Below are 19,266 nucleotides of genomic sequence, written 5' to 3'. Positions count from 1 at the left end.
CGGGCATCTGAGCGGCAACGGCACAATCGGGACGTGCTTCTGGAGTTCGTTCGTGCCCATACCGTGCTGGCGCCGGTCCCCTTCGTGCCCGAGGTCTCGCTCTACCAGGCCGAGGACCTGATCACGCTCTGGGAGGCGGCCGAGTCGGCCGCCGGCGCCCAGCCCGCGCCGTTCTGGGCGTTCGCCTGGGCGGGCGGGCAGGCGCTGGCCCGCCACATCCTCGACGACCGCGACCTCGTCGCCGGCCGCAGCGTCCTCGACCTGGCGACCGGTTCCGGCCTGGTCGCGGTCGCGGCCGCCCACGCGGGCGCGCAGCCGGTCACCGCCAACGACATCGATCCGCTGTCGCTGGCCGCGGCGCAGGCCAACGCCGAGGCCAACGGGGTACGCGTGCGAACCGTCGAGGCCGACATCCTGGACAGCGACGAGAGGTTCGGCGTCGTCCTGGCCGGTGACGTCTTCTACAGCCGCGAGATGGCCGGGCGGGTGCTGCCGTTCCTGCGCCGCGCGGCCGGCCGGGGCTCCCTGGTCCTGGTCGGTGACCCGGGTCGCGCCTACCTGCCGGAGGGCCTGATCCGGCGGGCCGTCTACGACGTCCCGGTGGTCGAGGACCTGGAGAGCATGCCGATCCGCCGCACCACCGTCTGGCAGGTCACCGCGTAGACCTCTCACCCCCGCCGCTGGATCAGCCGGGTTGATCCGCCGCGCGGAGCCGGCCGGGGGTGAGGGTGACGTAAGCGCATGAGCCGGTGGCGGCGGACGGCGGCGACGGATCGCCTGCCTCGTCCGCCGGGAGGTGGGGACCGGACCAGCCGTACAAGATCAGGGTTTGAGCAGTTTCAGCAGGCCGAAGCCGTCGGTGACCGTGACGTCCGGATCGGGCTGTTCCCCGCCGCTGTCGGCGCGCCCGGACGGCATCAGGACGGCCGTGCCGATGTCGGCGCGCCGGGCGCAGACGATGTCGCGGCGGCGGCTGTCGCCGACGAACCAGCAGGCGGACGGCGAGACGCCGAGGGCGTCGGTGGCGTTCCAGATCATCTGTGGGTTGGGTTTGCGGACGCCGGCCTCGTCGCTGTAGATCTGCGCCGCGAAGAGCTCGCCGACGCCGGCCGTGGCCAGGAAATCGCGGTGCGCGGCGCCGCACAGGGTGTTGCTGACCACCGCGAGCGGAATGCCCGCCCCGGCGCACGCGGTCAGAAACTCGGCGATGCCGGGCCGGAGCGCCCAGCCCTCGCGCCATGCCCAGTCGTAGCTGAGCTTCGTCACCGAACCGCGCACCCGGGCCTGGGCCAGCGGTGGCCAGTCGTGGATCACGAACCGTTCCCACACGTCGAGGTGCGGGAGTTCGTCGGGCCAGTCCTCGTCGCGCCAGCGGGCGTAGGCGGCGGCGCCGTCGATCAGCGAGCGCTGGATCAGCCCGGGGGCGAGCGCGCCGCCGGTCAGGTTGTAGAGGCGCAGGACCAGCTCGGGCGGGTCGGCGCGGAACGGGGCGTCGGCGAGGACGCCACCGAAGTCGAGAAGGACCGCGGCGGGCCTCATCAAGCCTCCCGGCCCAGGGCCGGGGGGCAGGACGGTGGTGGGGGTCACCGGACCTCCTGGCCCAGCGCCCAGGCGCGGACGCCGCCGACGATGCCGGCGGTGTTGGGCACGACGACCACGTCGTCACCCATCCGGGCCAGCTGGGTGGGGGTGATCAGGCGGGAGTTGCCGCCGCCCAGATAGACCCGGTCCCAGAGGAACACCGGGCGCAGGCCGTCGACCACGTTGCGGACCCGCCGCGACCAGAGCGCGTCGCCGAGCCGGCGGCGCTCGTGCTCACCGATGTAGGTGTCGTAGGACATCCCCCAGCGGACCGGGGCCTGCGACATCTCCAGGTGCGGGGCGAGCTCGCCGCCGTCGAAGAGGGCGCAGCCCAGCCCGGTGCCGAGAGTCAGGACCAGCTCGCAGCCGGTGCCGGCGACGACCCCGGCGCCGTGCACCTCGGCGTCGTTGAGCACCAGCGTGGGCAGGCCGAACGCCTCGGCCAGCGCGGTCCGCGCGTCGAACCCGTGCCACGCCTCGACCAGTTCGGGGTCGACCCTGGTGCGTGGCCCGGAACGGGTCACGTAGTGCGGGGTCGCCACCACCACGCCGTGCCGGATCATCCCGGGCATCCCGACGGTGACCCGGTCCGCGGTCGGCAACTGCTCACCGAGCCCGACCAGCGTCTTCACGAACAGGTCGGGCGGCAGCGGATAGGGGGTGGGCACCCGGATCGGCTGGGCCCGCATCGTCCCGGCCTCGTCGAGGACCGAACCCTTGATTCCTCCGCCACCGCAGTCGATCGTCAGGGTGAAAGTCACGCCGCCATTCTTCATGCGGTTCACCTCCCCGGACAGTAATTGTGCCGGGTGTCCGATCAACCCGCCTCTTCGGCCCAGACGCGCCAGTTGTCCAGAACGCCGTGCAGAGCCGGGGTCAGCCAGCCGGGCGCGGACCGCCGGAACACCCCGGGATCCATCGAACCGGCGCCCGAGGGCAGCGCGCCGACCAGGTGCGGGACCAACTCGCCCAGGTTGGCCCAGTGAACCAGCTCGGGATCGGCCGGCCAGGCGCCGAGGATCACCTTCGCCGGAACACCGCGGCGGTCCAGCGCCTCCAGCGTGAGGGCGGTGTGGTTGAGAGTGCCGAGACCGGCCCGGGTCACCACGATCACCCCGGAGCCCAATGTGGTCGCCAGGTCGGCGAACGTCCACGCCTCGCCGGACGGACGCAGGCCCATCGGCACCAGCAGCCCGCCGGCGCCCTCGACCAGCACCAGATCGTGTTTCTCGGCCTCGGCGCGGACCGCGTCGACCACGTCGAACAGGGCGAGCGCGGGCAGGCCGGCGACCTTGGCGGCGGCCAGCGGGGCGAGCGGCTCGGGGTATTCGGCGAGGGTGCGCACGGTTTCCGGGCCGGCCAGGCGGGTGACCACCTCGGCGTCGGTCGGCGCGCCGGTGGCGATGCCGGTCTGACCGGGTTTGATCACCGCGACGCGGAGACCGGCGGCCTGGGCGGCCGCGGCCATCGCCGCGGTGGCGACGGTCTTGCCGACCTCGGTGTCGGTGCCGGTGACCAGCACGATCCCGTGCCACTCACGGTGGTCGGCCCGGTGCGGCTTGGCCGCGGGCCCGGAGCTCTCGGCCGGTGGGGTGGCGGGTTCGCCGAACCAGGTGGGCCGGGCGGCGGGTGGTTCCGGTTGTTCTTCGGACTCTTCCTCCACCGGGTCCACCGCCGGTGGGAGCACCGGCGGCGGTGTGTGACCGCCACCGTGCGGGGGAAGCGGGCCGGGAGCCGCCGCGGCCGGTGGCGGGCCCACGGGCAGCCCGTGGCCGCCGCCGCTGCGCTCCTCGCGGGGCGGTGGCACCACCGCCGGGGGCCGGCTGGGGTCGGACGCTTGAGGGGGGTCGGCGGTCATGGTGCGCACTCCAGGATCACGGTCATGGCTCGGGCGAAGTCCTGCTCGGGGACGCCCGCGTTCACGGTCAGCCGCAGGCGCGAGCTGCCGTCCGGTGTCGACGGTGGCCGGAAGCAGCCGACCGCGACGCCACGGTCGCGGCAGTCGGCGGCCCAGGCCACGGCGGGTTCCGGCCCGGGCGCCGGCACCGACAGCACCCCGGCGGCGGGGTCGCGGGTGGGGAAGCCCGCGCCCCGGAGAGTGGCGGCGAGGAGCGCGCCCCGCCGGAAGAGCACGGCCCGCCGGTCGCCGGCGGCCCGGGCGACCTCGACGGCGGCGAGCACCCCGGCGACGACGGCCGGTGGTGGCGCCGTGTCGTAGATGAAGCTGCGGCCGGTGTCGACCAGGTGCCGGATGAACTGCCCGGGCCCGGCGACCACACCGCCGGCGCCGCCCAGCGCTTTGGACAGTGTGGCGGTGACGATCACGTCCGGGCGGCCGGCCAGGCCGGCGGCGGCGACACCGCCCTCACCGGACGGGCCGAGCAGGCCGAGCGCGTGCGCGTCGTCGACGATCAGCAGAGCGCCGTGAGCTGAGGTGATCTCGTGCAGGGCGGCCAGCGGCGCGAGGTCGCCGTCGACGGAGAACACCGACTCGGTGACGACCGCCGCCCGGCCGGGATGTGCGGCCAGGACAGCGGCGACGGCGGCCGGGTCGTTGTGCGGGACGACCCGCACCGGCAGCCCGGAGATCTTGCAGCCGTCGATCAGGGAGGCGTGGTTGTACGCGTCGGACACCACCAGGTCGCAGACCGCCCCGGCGGCGCGGACCACGGCGAGGTTGGCCAGATAGCCGGAGGAGAAGACCAGGGCGGCGTCGGCGCCGAGCCAGCCGGCCAGGGAGTCCTCGAGGTCGGTGTGCGCGCCGGTCGATCCGCGGACCAGCCGGGAGCCGGTGGCGCCCAGCCCGTACGCCTCCAGGGCCTGCCGTGCCGCGCCGATCACCCGCGGGTGATCGGAGAGGCCGAGGTAGTCGTTCCCGGCCAGATCGACGACGCTGTCGCCGGCGGCCCGCGGCCGCAACTGACGGGTCAGCCCCGCCTTGGCCCGGTCGTGGGCCAGCCGGTCGAGTGCCTCCAACCAGTCCGCCAAGACGCCCCCATTGATCACTAGGCTGGCAAACTATCACCCAACTCTGACAGTCCTACCGCGCTGGGAACTCTGTAGGGTACGGGCATGCCAGAGATCCTCGACCGAGCGCGTGCCCGGGTCCTCGATGACGGTGCCGGCCTCGATGAGTCGGACATCCTGGCGGTGCTCCGCCTGCCTGACGAGGACCTTCCCGACCTGTTGCAGCTGGCCCACGACGTGCGGATGAAGTGGTGCGGCCCGGAGGTCGAGGTCGAGGGCATCGTCTCGCTGAAGACCGGCGGCTGCCCCGAGGACTGTCATTTCTGCTCGCAGTCGGGCCTGTTCGCGTCTCCGGTGCGGTCGGTCTGGCTCGACATTCCCTCCCTGGTGGAGGCCGCCAAGCAGACCGCGGCCACCGGCGCGACCGAGTTCTGCATCGTCGCCGCCGTCCGCGGGCCGGACAAGCGCCTGATGGACCAGATGCGCGCCGGCGTGAAAGCGATCAAGGAAGCGGTCGACATCCAGGTCGCCGCGAGCCTCGGCATGCTCAGCCAGGAGCAGGTCGACGAGCTGGCCGCGATGGGCGTCCACCGGTACAACCACAACCTGGAGACCTGTAAATCGTACTTCCCCAGCGTGGTGACCACCCATTCGTGGGAGGAGCGCTGGAGCACCCTGACGATGGTGCGCGAGTCCGGCATGGAGGTCTGCTGCGGTGGCATCCTCGGCATGGGGGAGACCCTGGAGCAGCGCGCCGAGTTCGCCGCGCAACTGGCCGAGCTCGACCCGCACGAGGTTCCGCTGAACTTCCTGACCCCTCGCCCCGGCACGCCGTTCGGCGACCGCCCGGTGGTGGAGGGCAAGGACGCGCTGCGCGCCATCGCCGCCTTCCGGCTGGCGTTGCCCAGAGCCATCCTCCGGTACGCCGGTGGCCGGGAGATCACCCTCGGCGACCTCGGCACGCGGGAGGGCCTGCTCGGTGGCATCAACGCGATGATCGTCGGCAACTACCTGACGACGCTGGGCCGCCCGGCCACGGCTGACCTGGAGCTGCTCGCCGATCTGAAGATGCCGGTGAAGTCCCTGTCCGCGACGTTCTGATGGCGTACTGCGACCGGTGCGGGGAGCCCGGCTCTCACGCGGCCTGCGTGGCGGCCCGGGAACTGGAACCGCCGCGTTACTGCCCGGACTGCCGCCGCCGGATGAAGGTGCAGGTGGTCCCCACCGGGTGGACCGCGACCTGTGTCGAGCACGGCGAACGCCGCGGATGACGGCCCCTGGGTGACGGCGGGCCCGAACCGGAACCCGCCGCCACCCTTTCACCCGGTCACCCGAAGGTGGCGGGAGTCTCGTCGCCGACCCGGGGGCCGGTGGTGCGCAAGGTGAGGGTCACCATCGCGCCGTCGCGCTCGATCGGGCCCGCGCCGACCCGGCGCAGGGTGCGCAGCATCGCCACGTTACCGGCGCCGGTGTGCGCCTGCACCGCCGCGACGCCGGTTTTCGCGGCGTGCGCGTGGAGCCGCCGCAGCAGGGCCGTGCCGAGCCCGCGGCGTTGCCACTCGTCGGCCACCAGGACGCGGACCTCGCCCAGATCGCCCTCGGTCATCAGGATCGCCATCGCCACCACGGCGCCGCCGGGCGCCACCGCGAGCAGGGTCAGGCCGCCGGCGGGCTCCAGCAGGCGGCGCAGCCGGGAACCGGCCGGGACGCCACCGGGGTAACGCTGGCGCAGCGCCGCCGGGGAGCAGTCGTCGTGGAACTCGCCGACGGCGGCCAGGTCGTCGGGCGCGCCGGCGCGCAGGACCACCTCGGCGCCGTCGGGCAGCAGCAGCGCCACCTGCTCGCGGTGCTGCCGGTGGACCGTCGCGGCGACCTCGACCAGGGCCTGCGCCCGGGCGAACTCGGCAGGGGTGAACGCGGGCAGTGCCCGGAGCACCTCGAGCGCGCCGCCGGCCGGGTCGGCCAGGGTCATCCGGCCACCGTGGAAGCCGGCCTGCTCACCGCTCGCCGGGCGCCAGCGCACGTCGGTCGCGTCGAGCAGGGCGACCAGGGCCTCGCCGAGCGACTCCGGCTCGTGCACCAGGCGGCCCGCCAGGGCCAGCGCGCGGGTCGGCTGGTCGGCCAGTCCCTGCGCCTCGGCCCGGGCGACGAACGCCTCCCGCCCCCGGCCCTTGGCGACCGCGGCGAGCAGATCCGTCTCGGTCAGGGTGTCGGGAGCGTCCACCAGGAAGTCGTCGACCGCGCCCTCCTCGGTGGTGTGCACCTGGACGGCGAGGATGTTGACCGACCGCAGAGCCAGGCTCGCGGTCAGCACCGAGAGGTAACCGGGACGGTCGTCGACCGTTGCCCTGACACGCCACAGCGCCATGCGGGGCACTCCTTTCCTCCTGGCTCAAGAGTGCACCGGCGTTGTTGCGGGGGTATTGCCTTCGGCCCCGGTTGCCGGGCCGGGTTCTGTCTCGTGGATCACGTGGGGCCGCGAGACGGCACCGGAACCGTCACATCTGGGCCGCCGTGGCGGGCGTGCCGAGGGTGTCCAGGCGGTCGCCGAGGATGACGGCGGCGGCCCGGACGAGCTGGGCGAGGCGGTCGACCTCGGTCACGTGGAAGGCGGCGGCGGCCAGGTCGTCCTCGTCCGTCCGGGCGACGACGAGCACGAGCCCGGCCCGGCCGAACGGGGCGACCGCGTAGCGGGGGCCGCCGGGCTCGGCCATCGGGCGGGCCCGCAGCGGGGTCACCTCGGGCAGGTGCAGCGGGGACGGGACGCGCCAGCTCGCGTAGGCCACGGACGGCTCGTTGGCGCCGCCGGAGCCGCTGCGCGCGGCCCAGTCGGCCGGCACCGTCGCGGCCGCGGCCCAGTCGGCGGCCAGCAGGCCGGGCATCGCGTCGACCAGGGTGGCCAGACCGTCCGCCGGGTTGGCCGCGACCTGGGCGAGCAGCTCGGCGTCGTGGCCGCCGTTGACCGGGGCTCCGATCGCCTTCCACACTCCGTCGACCTGCACGCCGGGAATGGCGGCCAGGCCGGCGAGGAGCCGCTCGACCCGGGTGGCGCCGGGCCACACGACGGTGAAGTCGTCGACCGCCCGGCCGCCCAGCCGTTCCAGCACCACGACCTGGACGATGTCGGCACCAGCCACACCGAGGGTGCGCGCGACCTGACCCAGGGCACCGGGACGGTCCGGCAGGGTGACTCGAACCCGCAGCAACATGAAACTCCTCCCGTTGCGACGGCCGGTGGCGCCGTCTGAGTCAACACCCTGCCGACCCGGCGTTTCGGACCCGTTGCACCGCCGTGTCCCGGTCGTCAAGCAGTGGCGATATGCCCGGAATCACATGTCAGCGTAGGTGCCGAGGTGTTCGCGGCGCCGTGCCGGTCGGGTGTCGGACAGTGCCTTCCTCCCGGCGAGTGGATCGACGTCCCGGTATTCGGGAGGACCCGCGGTTCTGTACTAGGGTCGGAGGCATGATCTGCGACGCCTGCCGGAAACGGCGGCACGACGAGTGCCGGGGCGGGTCGTGGTGCGACTGTCAGCACCGCAGACCCGAACCGACGCCGCCGGTCACCGGCCCGCCCGGCCCGTGAGCACACTGCCGTCCGCGGCGGACGAGCTGGTCGACCGCTATCCGCGGCTCGACCGCCCGGCCCTGCGGGTGAACTTCATCGCCAGCGCCGACGGCGCGGTCTCCGTCGGAGGCCTCTCCGCCGGCCTTCAGGGCCCCGGTGACAAAGAGGTCTTCGACACCCTGCGGATGGTCTGCGACGCCCTCGTGGTGGCGGCCGGCACGGTCCGCGCCGAAGGCTACGACGCGTTGCGCCTGACCGCGCCGGCCCGCGCCTGGCGGGTGGCGAACGGCCTGCCCGAGTTCCCGCTCATGGTGATCGTCTCCGGCTCCCTCGACCTGGACCCCGAGCAGCTGATCTTCTCGGACGCGCCGATCCGCCCGATCGTGCTGACCCATCGCGCCGCCCCCGCCTCGCCGATCGCGGAGGTGGCCGAGGTGATCGCGCTCGGCGACGACCGGGTCGATCTGGCCGCCGGGGTGGAGGCGCTGCACGCGCGCGGCGCCACCCAGCTTCTCTGCGAGGGCGGCCCCGGCCTGCTCGGCTCGATGATCGCCGCCGACCTGGTCGACGAGCTGTGCCTCACGGTCGCCCCGCTGTTGGTGGGCGGTCCGGCCGGCCGCATCGCGCACGGCCCGCCGGCGCCACCCCGGCGGATGTCGCTGCGGCACGCGCTGACCCGAGACGACATGCTTTTTCTCCGGTACGCCCGAGGCTAGCCCCCGCCGATCGGCCCGGGTCAGGGCGCGCCTCCCCGAGGGGATCAAGATCTTGTGCATAACTCTGTGGATGGACACCAGAAGTTGTGGACAACGGAGGCCGCGGGCATTTGTCGTACCTCTGAGGCAACATGATCCCCGTGTCTGACGAAACTGGGTCTGCCCGCGGCGGAAAACTGAATGCACAACCGGACGTGGGCCCCGTCGGACGGGTGCTGGGCACTGCGGACGCGACACCGCTGCAGTTCTGGACAGCCGTCAATCCGGGCAGCTATCTCCAGCTCGACGACGTCGTGGTGACGAAACGCGACCTGCCCGACCGCGAGCCGGTGACGATCGCCGGGGTGGTGACGCAGGTGCGGGCCCGGCACGAGGGTGCCCAGTTCGACTCCGACGTGTTCGCCATCGCCGACGGCACCCTGCCCGCGATGGTCCAGGAGGCGGCCGAGATCACCACCACCCGGGTCGACCCGGAGCTCTACGTGCCGCCCGCCCCCGGCGCCGTGGTGCACCGGGCCACCGGCGACGCCCGTGACGCCGCGCTGCACTTCGACCGGATGGAGCGCCGGGTCCCGATGGGCACCGGCCGTGACGGGGTGCCGGTCTTCCTCAACGCCGACTTCCTCGACGGCACCCGCGGCGCGCACGTGTCGATCTCCGGCATCTCCGGGGTGGCGACGAAGACGAGTTTCGCGACGTTCCTGCTCTACTCGGTGTTCCGCTCCGGTCAGCTCGGCGCCGACGGCACCAACGCCCGCGCCCTGATCTTCAACGTCAAGGGCGAGGACCTGCTGTTCCTCGACCACCCGAACACGAAACTCGACGACAGGACCCGCGAGGCGTACGCGCTTCTCGGCCTCCCCGCCGCGCCGTTCCCGGACGTCCGGGTCTACGCGCCGCCGCGGGCCGGTGACTCGTCCGGCGCTCCCGACGTGAGCAGCCGGCTGACCGGGGTCGACGCGTTCTACTGGACCCTCGCCGAGTTCTGCGACACCAAGCTGCTGCCCTACGTGTTCGCCGACGCCGACGACGAGCGCCAGCAGTACACGATGGTGGTCCACTCGGTCACCGCCCACCTCAACCGCTACGCGGTCCCCGCCGAGGGCGGGATCAGCATCGACGGCAAGCGGATCAGCTCGTACCAAGACCTCGTCGACCACATCGTCGAGCAGCTCACCGACGACGACACCCGGTCCACCTGGGCCGGCAGCGCGGTCAACATGGGCACCGTCAACGCGTTCGCCCGGCGGCTGATCAACAGCAAGCGCGACCTCTCCCGGCTGATCCGCGGCGATCTCGCCCAGCGCCGCCCGCACCAGATCAAGACCGCCGATAGCGCGCAGGTCACCGTGGTCGACCTGCACAACCTGCCGGACCGGGCTCAGCGGTTCGTGGTCGGTGTGACGCTCAAGACCGAGTTCGAGGAGAAGGAGAAGTCCGGCACCGGCCGCCCGCTGCTCTTCGTCGTCCTCGACGAGCTCAACAAGTACGCCCCCCGCGAGGGCTCCTCCCCGATCAAGGAGGTGCTGCTCGACATCGCCGAGCGCGGCCGTTCGCTGGGCGTGATCCTGATCGGCGCCCAGCAGACCGCCAGCGAGGTGGAGCGGCGGATCGTCACCAACTCGGCGATCCGGGTGGTGGGCCGTCTCGACCCGGCCGAGGCGTCGAGGCCGGAGTACGGCTTCCTGCCCCCGGCCATGCGCCAGCGGGCCCTGCTGGCCCGCCCCGGCACGATGTTCGTCAACCAGCCGGACATCCCGGTCCCGCTCTGCGTCGAGTTCCCGTTCCCCGCCTGGGCGACCCGCAAGTCCGAGTCGGGGCCGCCGCCGGCCGAGACACTCCGCTCGATAGTGCAGGGCGCCGATCCGTTCGCCGTGGTCGGCGGCCGGTCCGGCGCCGACGACGACATTCCGTTCTAGGTCTCGGACTAGGGTTCAGCGATGCGCATCCTGCACACCTCCGACTGGCACGTCGGTAAGGTCCTCAAGGGCCACAACCGCAACGAGGAGCACATCCGTGTCCTCGCCCAGGTCGTCGAGATCGCCCGTGCCGAGCGTCCCGATCTGGTGATCGTGGCCGGCGATCTGTATGACACGGCCGCGCCGACCGCCGAGGCGACCAGGCTGGTGACCCGGGCGCTCTCGGCGCTGCGCAAGACGGGCGCGCGGGTCGTGGCGATCGGCGGCAACCACGACAACGGCGCGGCCCTCGACGCGCTGCGGCCCTGGGCGGACGCGGCCGGCATCGAGCTGCGCGGGTCGTACCCCAAGGGTGATCTCACCGATCTGCTGATCGAGGGGACCACCGAGGGCGGCGAGCGGTGGCGGCTGGTGGCCCTGCCATTCCTCTCCCAGCGCTACGCGATCCGTGCCGCCGAGATGTACGAGCTGACCGCCGCCGAGGCCAACCAGACCTATGCCGACCTGGTCGCCCGGTTGATCGCCAAGGTGAGCGAGCCGTTCGCCGAGCCCGGCGTGGTCAACCTGCTCACCGCCCACCTGACGATCGTCGGCGCGAGCACCGGCGGCGGCGAGCGCGAGGCGCACACCATCATGGGCTACGCGGTCCCCGCCACGGTCTTCCCGCCGAACGCGCACTACGTCGCTCTCGGCCACCTGCACCGCTCGCAGACGGTCGTCTCCCCGTGCCCCACGAGGTACTGCGGCAGCCCGCTCGCCGTCGACTTCGGTGAGGAGGAGAACGTCTGCTCGGTCGCCGTGGTGGACGTCTCCGCCGACCGCGCGGCGAACGTCCGGGACGTGCCGGTGACCTCGGCCCTCACCTTGCGGACGGTGCGCGGCACCCTGGAACAGCTCGCCACGGTGAACCTTCCGGACGCCTGGTTGCGTGTCCTGGTGCGCGAGGCGCCCCGGCCCGGCCTTCGCGAGGACGTGCAGGAGCTCCTGCCGAACGCCCTGGAGGTGCGCATCGACCCGGACATGCTGCCGGCCCGCTCCGGCGCCCGCAGCGCCGAGCGCGCCGGCCGGTCCCCGCGTGAACTCTTCGGTGACTACCTGGACAGCCGCGGCAACGCCGAGGACGGCGTGCGCGAGCTGTTCGACGAGCTGTACGACGAGGTGAGCAGCAACCAATGAGGCCACTCAGGCTCGACATGGCCGGATTCACGGTCTTCCGCGACCCCACCACCGTGGACTTCACCGACGCCGACTACTTCGCCCTGGTCGGTCCGACCGGCTCGGGCAAGTCGACCGTGCTGGACGCGATCTGCTTCGCCCTCTACGGCACGGTGCCGCGATGGGGTGGCGCCCGGGGCATCGTCAACGCGCTCGCCCCGTCGGCGGCGGAGGCCCGGGTGCGACTGGTCTTCGAGTCGGCCGGCGACCGGTTCGTGGCGACCCGGGTGGTCCGCCGGGACGGCCGGGGCAACGTGAAGACCGCGGGAGCCGGGCTGCAGCTGATGCCGCCCGGCTTCGACGTCACCAAGCTCGACACCGGCATGGACCTGGAGGACCTCGGCGAGGTCCTGGCCGGCACCCCCGCCGAGATGGACGGCGCCGTGCTCGACGCGGTCGGCCTGCCCTACGAGCAGTTCACCAGCTGTGTGGTGCTGCCGCAGGGCCAGTTCGCCGACTTCCTGCACGCCAAGCCGGCCACCCGGCAGCAGATCCTGGTCAACCTGCTCGGCCTGCACATCTACGAGGACGTCCAGGGCCGGGCCGCCGAGCGCGGCAAGACCGCCGAGGTCAAACTGTCGATGGTCGAGCAGCAGCTCGGCGCCCTGGAAGACGCCACCGACGAGGCGGTCGAGGGCGCCGCCGCGGTTCTCGCCCGGATGCGGGGGCTGACCGCCGCGGTCGAGGCCGCGGTGCCGGAGCTGCGCAGTGCCCGGGAGGCCGAGGCGGCCGCCGCCGCCGCACGGGACGCGGTGGACGCGGAACTGGCGGCGCTGGCCTCCGTGCGTACCCCGCCGGGGTTGGCCGAGGCGACCGGGGCGGTGGTCGCGGCGCGCGACGCGGCCGCCGGCGCGGCCGACGACGTGCACGCGGCCGAGGAGGCCGAGGAGAAGGCCCGCGGTGAGGTGTCCGCGGCCGGCGATCCCGGTCAGCTGCGGGTGGCGCTGGACCGGCACACCGAGCTGTCGCGACTGGTCGAGCAGGAGGAGTGGTTCGCCGGCAAGGTGTCGGTCGCCGAGGTCGAGCACCGTGACGCGCTGGCCGCCGCCGAGCTGGCCCACGCCCACCATCTCGGTGCCCAGCAGCTGCTGGAGCAGGCCCGCCAGGACTACCGGGACGCCCAGCAGCGGGACCGCGCGACGGCGCTGCGCGGCCATCTGAAAGCCGGGGACGCCTGCCCCGTCTGCGAGCAGACCGTCGCCGTGGTGCCCGAGGTGCCGCAGGAGTCCGCGGTGCGGCTGGCCGAGCAGGCCGGCAACGCGGCCCGTGAGGAGGCGGAGGCGGCGCAGGCCCGCTGGCGCGAGCGCGACGCGGTGGTCCGCGACCTGGCCAACGACGTGGAGCGCAAGCGCGGCCAGTACGAGCACCACCTCACCCGGCTGGCCGAGGTGCGTAAGGCGGTGGAGACGCTGCCCGCCGTGGAGGTGCTGGAGCGGCGGCTGGCCGAGCTGGCCGAGTCGCGGCGGCGTCTGGAGGAGGCCGGGGCGGCGGTGCGTGCCGCCCGCGACGCGTACCGCAAGGCGCAGGCGGCGGTGCAGACCGCCGAGGAGCGGCAGCGTTCGGTGTGGCGCACCTTCGACGCGACCCGGGACGGCCTGGCCCGGTTCGGGCCGCCGCCGGCCGACCGGGACGACCTGGCCGCGGCCTGGCAGGCTCTGGTCGACTGGGCCGCCGGTGAGCACGGCAGACGGCAGGTCGCCCGGGTCGAGGCCGGGGCCGCGGTGGCCGCGGCACACCAGGAGACGGTCCGCGCGTTCGCCGACGTCGCTGACCTGTTCGCCGCGGCCGGGACGCCCCTGGAGAGGCGCACCTCCGACGAGTCCAGCCTGATCAGGGCGGCCGCGGTCGCCGCCGAGCGGGCCGAGGCGGCCTGGCAGCGGCTGACCGAGCGGCGCGAGCAGGCGCGGGCCGCCGCCGAGCAGCGGGAGACGCTGCTGCGGGAGAGCCGGGTGGCGAAATCGCTGGCCGGGCACCTGCGGGCCAACAACTTCGAGCGCTGGCTGCTGGAGGAGGCGCTCGACCTGCTGGTCGACGGCGCCTCCCGGATCCTCCGGGAACTGACCGGCGGGCAATACGAGTTGATGCACGACAAGGGCGAGTTCTTCGTGGTGGACCACCACGACGCGGGGCTCCGGCGCGGCGTGCGGACCCTCTCCGGCGGTGAGACGTTCCAGGCGTCGCTCGCTCTGGCGCTCGCCCTCTCCGAACAGCTCGCCGGGATGAGCACCACCGCGGCCAGTCTGGAGTCGATCGTCCTGGACGAGGGGTTCGGCACCCTGGACGCGGCCACCCTCGACGTGGTCGCCGCCACCCTGGAGAACCTGGCGGCCCGCGGTGACCGGATGGTCGGGATCGTCACCCATGTGCACGCGCTGGCCGAGCGGGTGCCGGTCAGGTTCGAGGTGCACAAGGACGCGCGTACCGCCCATGTCGAGAGGGTCGGCCTGTGACCAGGATGTTCGTCGACGCGTGGGACCCGTCCTACGGCTCGTCGTTCGAGGGTGACGGCGCGGACGGGCCGGGCTCGTCCAGCAGCGCCCAGGTCGACCTCGATGTGGAGGTGCCGGCCGCCGAGTGGGCGCCGATGGACGTCTCCGCCGGCGCCCGTGTGCCGGACGTGGTGTTCCTGGTCGACGGGGTGCGGCGTAACGACGCCGGGCTGTGGACGGCCGAGGAAGACGGCACCACCTATGCGGGGCTGGCGGCCTCGTATGCCGCCGGCGTGGTCCGCTGCGATCTGGCCCGGGGGGTGGCCGAGTTGGCCGGCGCCCGGGTCTCCCGGGGCCTGTTCACGGCCAGTCCGTCGGCGACCGACGTGCAGGCCGGTTCGGTGCGTTACGAGGTGCACCGGATCAGCGGCACGGGGGAGGCGAGCAAGCTGCCGGCCGCCGTGCAGGGTCCGCTGACCGCGCTGGAGATCGAGATCTCGGCGGCCGCCCGGGACGGTGGCTCGGACGGCACCGACCTGCTGATCGTGGACGGGCCGCTGCGGAACCGGCGGCAGCTGCCGCGCACGATCGGTTATGTGAAGACCCAGCAGAAGCACTATCTGCCGGCCGCGCAGGAGGCGATCGTGCCGCGTTTGCGCCCGGGCCAGCGGACGCCGGTCTTCCACCTGGGCACGGTCTGGGGCGGCTGGTCGTGGTACCTGCGTCTGCCCGGCTCGTCGGGAGCGCCGTGGTCGGGGATCGTGCGGGTGGAGTGCTCGCCGGAACTCTCCCCGGACCAGGCGATCGAGCTGGCCGGGGTGTCCGTGGCGACGCTGCCGAGGTTCGCGTCGTCGGCGTACAAGGATCCCCGTGCCCCGCAGAACCTAGTGCCGATCGCGGGCCTGGAGCGGCGGCTGCGGGGCATGCTGGGCGACGCTCGGGTGCTGCACCGCGCCCTGTCTCTGGCGACCAGTCACGGTCGCTGAGGGTGACGCGGCTGCCCATGTGGGGTCGTTGGCGGCACCGATCGGGCCAGGTGACTGTGCTCGTTCACACACGGTTGCCTGGAGAGCGCCCCGTCCGGCGGGAAGGGCGATCCCAGAAATGGTCGCGTCGTCCCGCTCGTTGAGACAGGGCTCCTGATCGCGGGGCGCCGCGTCGCCGGCGGGGTCTCAGGAGCGGCGCACCCGTGCCGGAAGCTGGGAAACTGAGTGTTTCTTCCCGGCCCCGAAGCCACCCGAACAGGACGATCAGGGAATGGGAGCGCTCCCTGTCGAGTGTCGCCCGAAAGGGGCCGACCGGAATTCTCGCATCCCCCGATCGGTTCGCCGGCGAGGCTATTCACCGCGCATTACGCGCCTGTGACGACGCTGCGGAATCGCTCGTTCACGCTGCGAGATCACGCTCTCCGGTCTCCGCTGAGAATTATTCTCGGGGACATGTCCAGGGTCGATTGTCACTGAGTATCATTCCGGCTTACCTGGCACCCCAATCGTCGTTGATCAATACGGAGGGTGATCGGCGGCCGGGGCGCCATCTCGATCGCGAACGCAGCGGAGGACCGTTGAGACCAAGAGGCCCGGAAATTCTCGCCCCGGCTTTGATCCCGGCAGGGCTCCCCGGCCGTATCTCAGGCGACGGGGAAAGCTCCGGGCGGAGGTATCGATGCATGCGGTGGCCGAGGATCGGCTCGCGCCGGAGAGGGTGCGCGTGATGGCACGGCAACACTCCGGTGGAAGGTGGCAGGCTCTTGACGGTGGCAGCCACCGGGATGAAGGCACAGTGATCCCGCGTCAAGGTCCGCGGCACGAGGCCGCTCCGAACAACACGCCCAGCCACGAGGACACCCTCGTGAAGATGCTGTACGAGGAGCACGCCGGGCCGCTGCTGATGTTCGTGCTGCGACTGACCGGCGGTGACCGGCAGCGCGCCGAGGACATCGTGCAGGAGACCCTGCTCCGGGCCTGGCGCAACGCGCACCGGCTCGGCGCGCAGGGCCAGCAGTCGCTGCGGCCCTGGTTGGTCACGGTCGCCCGGCGGATCGCCATCGACGAGCATCGCAGTGCCAACGCCCGTCCCGCCGAGACGTATGATCGGGAGCTGGAGAGCTTCCCGACCACGTCTGACGAGACTGACAAGGTCCTTCAGTCGATGACCGTGTCGGACGCGCTCCGGCAGCTCAGCCATTCGCATCGGGAGATCCTCATCGAGACGTACTTCCGCGGTCGCACCGTCCCGGAGGCCGCCGAGTCGCTGAACCTGCCGCTCGGCACGGCCAAGTCGCGGGTGTACTACGCGCTGCGCGCCCTGCGCACGGCGCTGCAGCAGCGGGGGGTGACGGAATGACCCAGCAGGACCAGCACTACGACGTCGCGTCGTATGCCCTCGGCATTCTCGACGACCGCGACGCGGCCGCCTTCGAGGACCATCTGATCGACTGCGCCCAGTGTGCGTACGAGTTGGAGTCCTTCGTCCAGGTGGCGGATGTTCTCGCGACCGTCGACGGGGAGGCCTTCGTGGCCGCCGAGCGCGCCGAGCGCGACGGCCTCGTGCTCAACAAGATGCTCCGCGAGGTCGGTGTGGAGCGGCAGCGGGCCAACAGCCGCCGGCTCTACTCCCTGGCCGCCGCGGTGGTGGTCTTCGCCATGCTCTCCATCGGCGCGCTCTTCGCCGGGGGAAAGTGGCTGGCCCCGGACGCCCCGGCCGCGCCGGACAACACCGCGAAGGGCAGCACCCAGCTCGACCCGCTGCCCGCGGCGGACGGCGTTGCCATCGGTGGCACGAAACTGCCCGGCGAGAACTACAGCGGCACCGACAGGCGGACCAACGTCAGTGCCGTCGTGGGCCTGCTGAAGAAGGACTGGGGCACCCAGGTCTCCTTCGCGGTCGGCGCCATCAGTGGGCCGAAGAAGTGCGGGCTGTTCCTGGTGCGGCGCAACGGCACCACCGAGAAGGTGGCCGAGTGGACCGTGGGCGAGAAGGGCTGGGGCACGGCCGCCAACCCGGCGCCGCTGATGCTGCAGGCCGTCACGTCGACTCCGCCTGAGGACATCCCTCACGTGCAGGTGCAGGAGATCGGTGCCAACGGCGCGCCGGGGGAGACCCTGGTTCGCGTTCCGTAACCCTACGAACACGAGAACGGCCCGGTCGCTCATGCGGCCGGGCCGTTTTTCGTGCGGCGGATCTTCTATTTACGTGCCGGACGGCCGGAAGGTTCAACCGAAAAATCATTGATTTGATCGGCCCAAATGTTCAACCCTCTCCGGCCCCCCTCCGTACTACAGGCCGGAATGCAGAGCCATGAATCAGTTGGAGGACCCGTGGCATCGGACAAGCGAAAGTTGAAGGTCATCGGTGTAGGGCTGGCGGCGGTGGTCGCGCTGACCGCATGCGCCCCGGCCGGATACAACGCCGCCGACTACGGAAACGCCGCTCAGCCGGCTTCCAACAACGTCGCGGCCACGCCCGACGCGACCGGGACCGCAGAGCCCGAGGCCGACCCGACCGCCGAGTCGACGGCGCCGGCCGCTCCGTCGGGCGGCGGCGAGGCGAACAAGGCAGAGATCAGCGACGAGGTGGCCACCACGGAGCTCAACGCCCGGAAGGTCGCCCGGATGGGCACGACCGTCCAGGACGAGGACGGCTTCGTCCTCTACCGGTTCGACGAGGACGAGGACAGCCCGGCCAAGTCGAACTGCAACGGCGACTGCGCCAAGGTCTGGCCGCCGGCGCTCACCGGCAACGGTGAGCCGAAGCTGGACGGCGTGGACGAGTCGCTGGTCGGCACGGTCACCCGCGCTGACGGCACCAAGCAGCTCACCCTCAAGGGCTGGCCGCTCTACCGCTACATCGGCGACAAGAAGGCCGGTCAGTGGAAGGGCCAGAACGTCGGCGGCAAGTGGTTCGTGATCCAGCCGAACGGCACCAAGAACCTGACCTGTCTCCCCGCCGTCTCCAAGCCGGTGGCGCCCCCGGCCGACGCCGCCGGCGAGGCCGAGAAGGACTCGGACTCGGGCAGCGACATCAGCTACTGATCTGGCACGGCACCGGAGGTTAGAGGAGAAACATGAAGACCCGCCGTAGTTCCCGATGGCTGGTCGGCACCCTGGCCCTGTCCCTGGCATTCATGGTGACGCCGACCGGAGTGGCTCACGCCGAGGAACCCGTGCCCGTGCCGCCCAGCAACATGCTTACCGACAAGGGCACCGGCACCGTCAGTGCCGCCGACCGGGACTTCGTGATCAAGGTCCGGCTCGCCGGCCTGTGGGAGGTCCCGGCCGGCAACATGGCCGCGGAGAAGTCCGAGAACGAGACGGTCCGGAAAGTCGGCGCGGAGATCGCCAAGCAGCACGTGGCGCTCGACAACCTGGACCGGGCGGTGGCCAAGAAGCTGGGCATCAGCCTGCCGAACAAGCCCAACGGGGACCAGGAGGTGTGGCTGAACGAGATGCGGACCGCCGCGACCCCGCAGGAGTTCGACCAGATCTTCATCGACCGTCTCCGGGCCGCCCACGGCAAGATCTTCCCGGCGATCGGCACCATCCGCGCCACCACGCGCAACGACTCGGTCCGCAAGCTCGCGCAGCAGACCAATCAGTTCGTGGCAACGCACATGACCTTGCTGGAGAGCAGCGGCATCGTCGACTACGCCGCGCTGCCCACAGCGCCGGCCCCCGGGGCCGCCCCGGGTCAGGGCCCCGTGCCCATCGACAACCAGATGCTGGTTGCCGCCGAGCGGGGCGAGAACATGCCCGGCCTCAGCAACACCGTGATCCTGTTGGTCCTCGCTGCCGCGCTGGTTGTCGGGGTCGTCACCACCATGCGCATCTTCCGCGCACGGTAGGTCAAACATCGCCCACGGCGACAGAGAAAGG

Annotated in this window: 18 protein-coding genes; 12 read left to right on the top strand and 6 right to left on the bottom strand. The window is 72.3% G+C overall.

Annotated elements, in window-relative coordinates:
* Positions 1 to 33: 33 nt before the first annotated feature.
* On the top strand, positions 34 to 663 hold the full coding sequence (locus QLQ12_RS31955) for a class I SAM-dependent methyltransferase (protein ID WP_282764244.1): 630 nt from the start codon (positions 34 to 36) through the stop codon (positions 661 to 663).
* A 159-nt stretch (positions 664 to 822) separates the two neighbouring features.
* On the opposite strand, the gene QLQ12_RS31950 is transcribed toward QLQ12_RS31955, so the two are convergent.
* From QLQ12_RS31950 to QLQ12_RS31935, 4 genes are all read right to left on the bottom strand, one after another.
* Complete coding sequence (locus QLQ12_RS31950) at positions 823 to 1,539, bottom strand: HAD family hydrolase (protein WP_282764243.1); 717 nt, start codon at positions 1,537 to 1,539, stop codon at positions 823 to 825.
* A gap of 44 nt (positions 1,540 to 1,583) precedes the next feature.
* Positions 1,584 to 2,342 (bottom strand): ROK family protein, encoded by a 759-nt coding sequence (locus QLQ12_RS31945; protein ID WP_282764242.1) that lies wholly within the window; start codon positions 2,340 to 2,342, stop codon positions 1,584 to 1,586.
* A gap of 56 nt (positions 2,343 to 2,398) precedes the next feature.
* Complete coding sequence (bioD, locus tag QLQ12_RS31940; RefSeq protein WP_282764320.1) at positions 2,399 to 3,106, bottom strand: dethiobiotin synthase; 708 nt, start codon at positions 3,104 to 3,106, stop codon at positions 2,399 to 2,401.
* Positions 3,107 to 3,435: 329 nt separating this feature from the next.
* Entirely contained in the window at positions 3,436 to 4,569 is a 1,134-nt protein-coding gene (locus QLQ12_RS31935) for an 8-amino-7-oxononanoate synthase (protein WP_282764241.1), read from the bottom strand.
* An 84-nt stretch (positions 4,570 to 4,653) separates the two neighbouring features.
* Between QLQ12_RS31935 and bioB the strand changes: the two genes are divergently transcribed.
* Entirely contained in the window at positions 4,654 to 5,649 is a 996-nt protein-coding gene (bioB, locus tag QLQ12_RS31930) for a biotin synthase BioB (RefSeq protein ID WP_282764240.1), read from the top strand.
* Positions 5,649 to 5,819, top strand: a complete 171-nt coding sequence (gene bsaP, locus QLQ12_RS47415) for a biotin synthase auxiliary protein BsaP (protein ID WP_456049091.1) — start codon at positions 5,649 to 5,651, stop codon at positions 5,817 to 5,819. Before bioB ends, bsaP begins: the two co-directional genes overlap by 1 nt.
* A 56-nt stretch (positions 5,820 to 5,875) precedes the next feature.
* Here the strand turns inward: bsaP and QLQ12_RS31925 are convergent, their stop codons facing one another.
* Entirely contained in the window at positions 5,876 to 6,916 is a 1,041-nt protein-coding gene (locus tag QLQ12_RS31925) for a GNAT family N-acetyltransferase (protein WP_282764239.1), read from the bottom strand.
* A gap of 130 nt (positions 6,917 to 7,046) precedes the next feature.
* Entirely contained in the window at positions 7,047 to 7,757 is a 711-nt protein-coding gene (locus tag QLQ12_RS31920; protein WP_282764238.1) for an ACT domain-containing protein, read from the bottom strand.
* A 316-nt stretch (positions 7,758 to 8,073) separates the two neighbouring features.
* Here QLQ12_RS31920 and QLQ12_RS31915 point away from each other — a divergent pair, with 316 nt between their 5' ends.
* The 9 genes from QLQ12_RS31915 (at position 8,074) to QLQ12_RS31875 (ending at position 19,235) form a co-directional block, all read left to right on the top strand.
* A complete protein-coding gene (locus QLQ12_RS31915) occupies positions 8,074 to 8,829 on the top strand; it encodes a pyrimidine reductase family protein (RefSeq protein WP_407651655.1) in 756 nt (251 codons plus the stop codon).
* A 131-nt stretch (positions 8,830 to 8,960) separates the two neighbouring features.
* Positions 8,961 to 10,748, top strand: coding sequence for an ATP-binding protein (locus QLQ12_RS31910; protein ID WP_407651646.1), 1,788 nt, complete (start codon positions 8,961 to 8,963; stop codon positions 10,746 to 10,748).
* Positions 10,749 to 10,769: 21 nt separating this feature from the next.
* Complete coding sequence (locus QLQ12_RS31905; RefSeq protein WP_282764236.1) at positions 10,770 to 11,924, top strand: exonuclease SbcCD subunit D; 1,155 nt, start codon at positions 10,770 to 10,772, stop codon at positions 11,922 to 11,924.
* Positions 11,921 to 14,413, top strand: coding sequence for an AAA family ATPase (locus tag QLQ12_RS31900; protein WP_282764235.1), 2,493 nt, complete (start codon positions 11,921 to 11,923; stop codon positions 14,411 to 14,413). Before QLQ12_RS31905 ends, QLQ12_RS31900 begins: the two co-directional genes overlap by 4 nt.
* Positions 14,410 to 15,378 (top strand): hypothetical protein, encoded by a 969-nt coding sequence (locus QLQ12_RS31895; RefSeq protein WP_282764234.1) that lies wholly within the window; start codon positions 14,410 to 14,412, stop codon positions 15,376 to 15,378. Before QLQ12_RS31900 ends, QLQ12_RS31895 begins: the two co-directional genes overlap by 4 nt.
* A gap of 679 nt (positions 15,379 to 16,057) precedes the next feature.
* Positions 16,058 to 16,738 carry a sigma-70 family RNA polymerase sigma factor gene (locus QLQ12_RS31890; protein ID WP_282764233.1) on the top strand — a complete coding sequence of 227 codons (681 nt, stop codon included), beginning with the start codon at positions 16,058 to 16,060 and terminating at the stop codon, positions 16,736 to 16,738.
* Entirely contained in the window at positions 16,735 to 17,514 is a 780-nt protein-coding gene (locus QLQ12_RS31885; protein WP_282764232.1) for an anti-sigma factor family protein, read from the top strand. Before QLQ12_RS31890 ends, QLQ12_RS31885 begins: the two co-directional genes overlap by 4 nt.
* A gap of 198 nt (positions 17,515 to 17,712) precedes the next feature.
* Entirely contained in the window at positions 17,713 to 18,426 is a 714-nt protein-coding gene (locus QLQ12_RS31880; RefSeq protein WP_282764231.1) for a hypothetical protein, read from the top strand.
* Between the two features lie 32 nt (positions 18,427 to 18,458).
* Positions 18,459 to 19,235, top strand: a complete 777-nt coding sequence (locus QLQ12_RS31875; RefSeq protein WP_282764229.1) for a DUF4142 domain-containing protein — start codon at positions 18,459 to 18,461, stop codon at positions 19,233 to 19,235.
* The last annotated feature ends 31 nt before the right edge of the window (positions 19,236 to 19,266 follow it).

Origin of the sequence: Actinoplanes sandaracinus, assembly GCF_030009775.1 — a bacterium.
Classification (GTDB): Bacteria; Actinomycetota; Actinomycetes; order Mycobacteriales; family Micromonosporaceae; genus Actinoplanes; species Actinoplanes sandaracinus.
The sequence above is the reverse complement of the archived record's forward strand: the minus strand, read 5'-3'. Positions and strand labels throughout refer to the sequence as shown.

What these genes read in the sequence shown, in the direction of transcription:
- QLQ12_RS31950 (WP_282764243.1), bottom strand. Translation starts at nt 1,539, where the DNA reads ATGAGGCCCGCCGCGGTCCTTCTCGACTTCGGTGGCGTCCTCGCCGAC.
- QLQ12_RS31905 (WP_282764236.1), top strand. Translation starts at nt 10,770, where the DNA reads ATGCGCATCCTGCACACCTCCGACTGGCACGTCGGTAAGGTCCTCAAG.
- QLQ12_RS31890 (WP_282764233.1), top strand. Translation starts at nt 16,058, where the DNA reads ATGCATGCGGTGGCCGAGGATCGGCTCGCGCCGGAGAGGGTGCGCGTG.
- QLQ12_RS31875 (WP_282764229.1), top strand. Translation starts at nt 18,459, where the DNA reads ATGAAGACCCGCCGTAGTTCCCGATGGCTGGTCGGCACCCTGGCCCTG.
- QLQ12_RS31900 (WP_282764235.1), top strand. Translation starts at nt 11,921, where the DNA reads ATGAGGCCACTCAGGCTCGACATGGCCGGATTCACGGTCTTCCGCGAC.
- QLQ12_RS31920 (WP_282764238.1), bottom strand. Translation starts at nt 7,757, where the DNA reads ATGTTGCTGCGGGTTCGAGTCACCCTGCCGGACCGTCCCGGTGCCCTG.
- QLQ12_RS31910 (WP_407651646.1), top strand. Translation starts at nt 8,961, where the DNA reads ATGATCCCCGTGTCTGACGAAACTGGGTCTGCCCGCGGCGGAAAACTG.
- QLQ12_RS31925 (WP_282764239.1), bottom strand. Translation starts at nt 6,916, where the DNA reads ATGGCGCTGTGGCGTGTCAGGGCAACGGTCGACGACCGTCCCGGTTAC.
- bioB (WP_282764240.1), top strand. Translation starts at nt 4,654, where the DNA reads ATGCCAGAGATCCTCGACCGAGCGCGTGCCCGGGTCCTCGATGACGGT.
- QLQ12_RS31885 (WP_282764232.1), top strand. Translation starts at nt 16,735, where the DNA reads ATGACCCAGCAGGACCAGCACTACGACGTCGCGTCGTATGCCCTCGGC.
- bsaP (WP_456049091.1), top strand. Translation starts at nt 5,649, where the DNA reads ATGGCGTACTGCGACCGGTGCGGGGAGCCCGGCTCTCACGCGGCCTGC.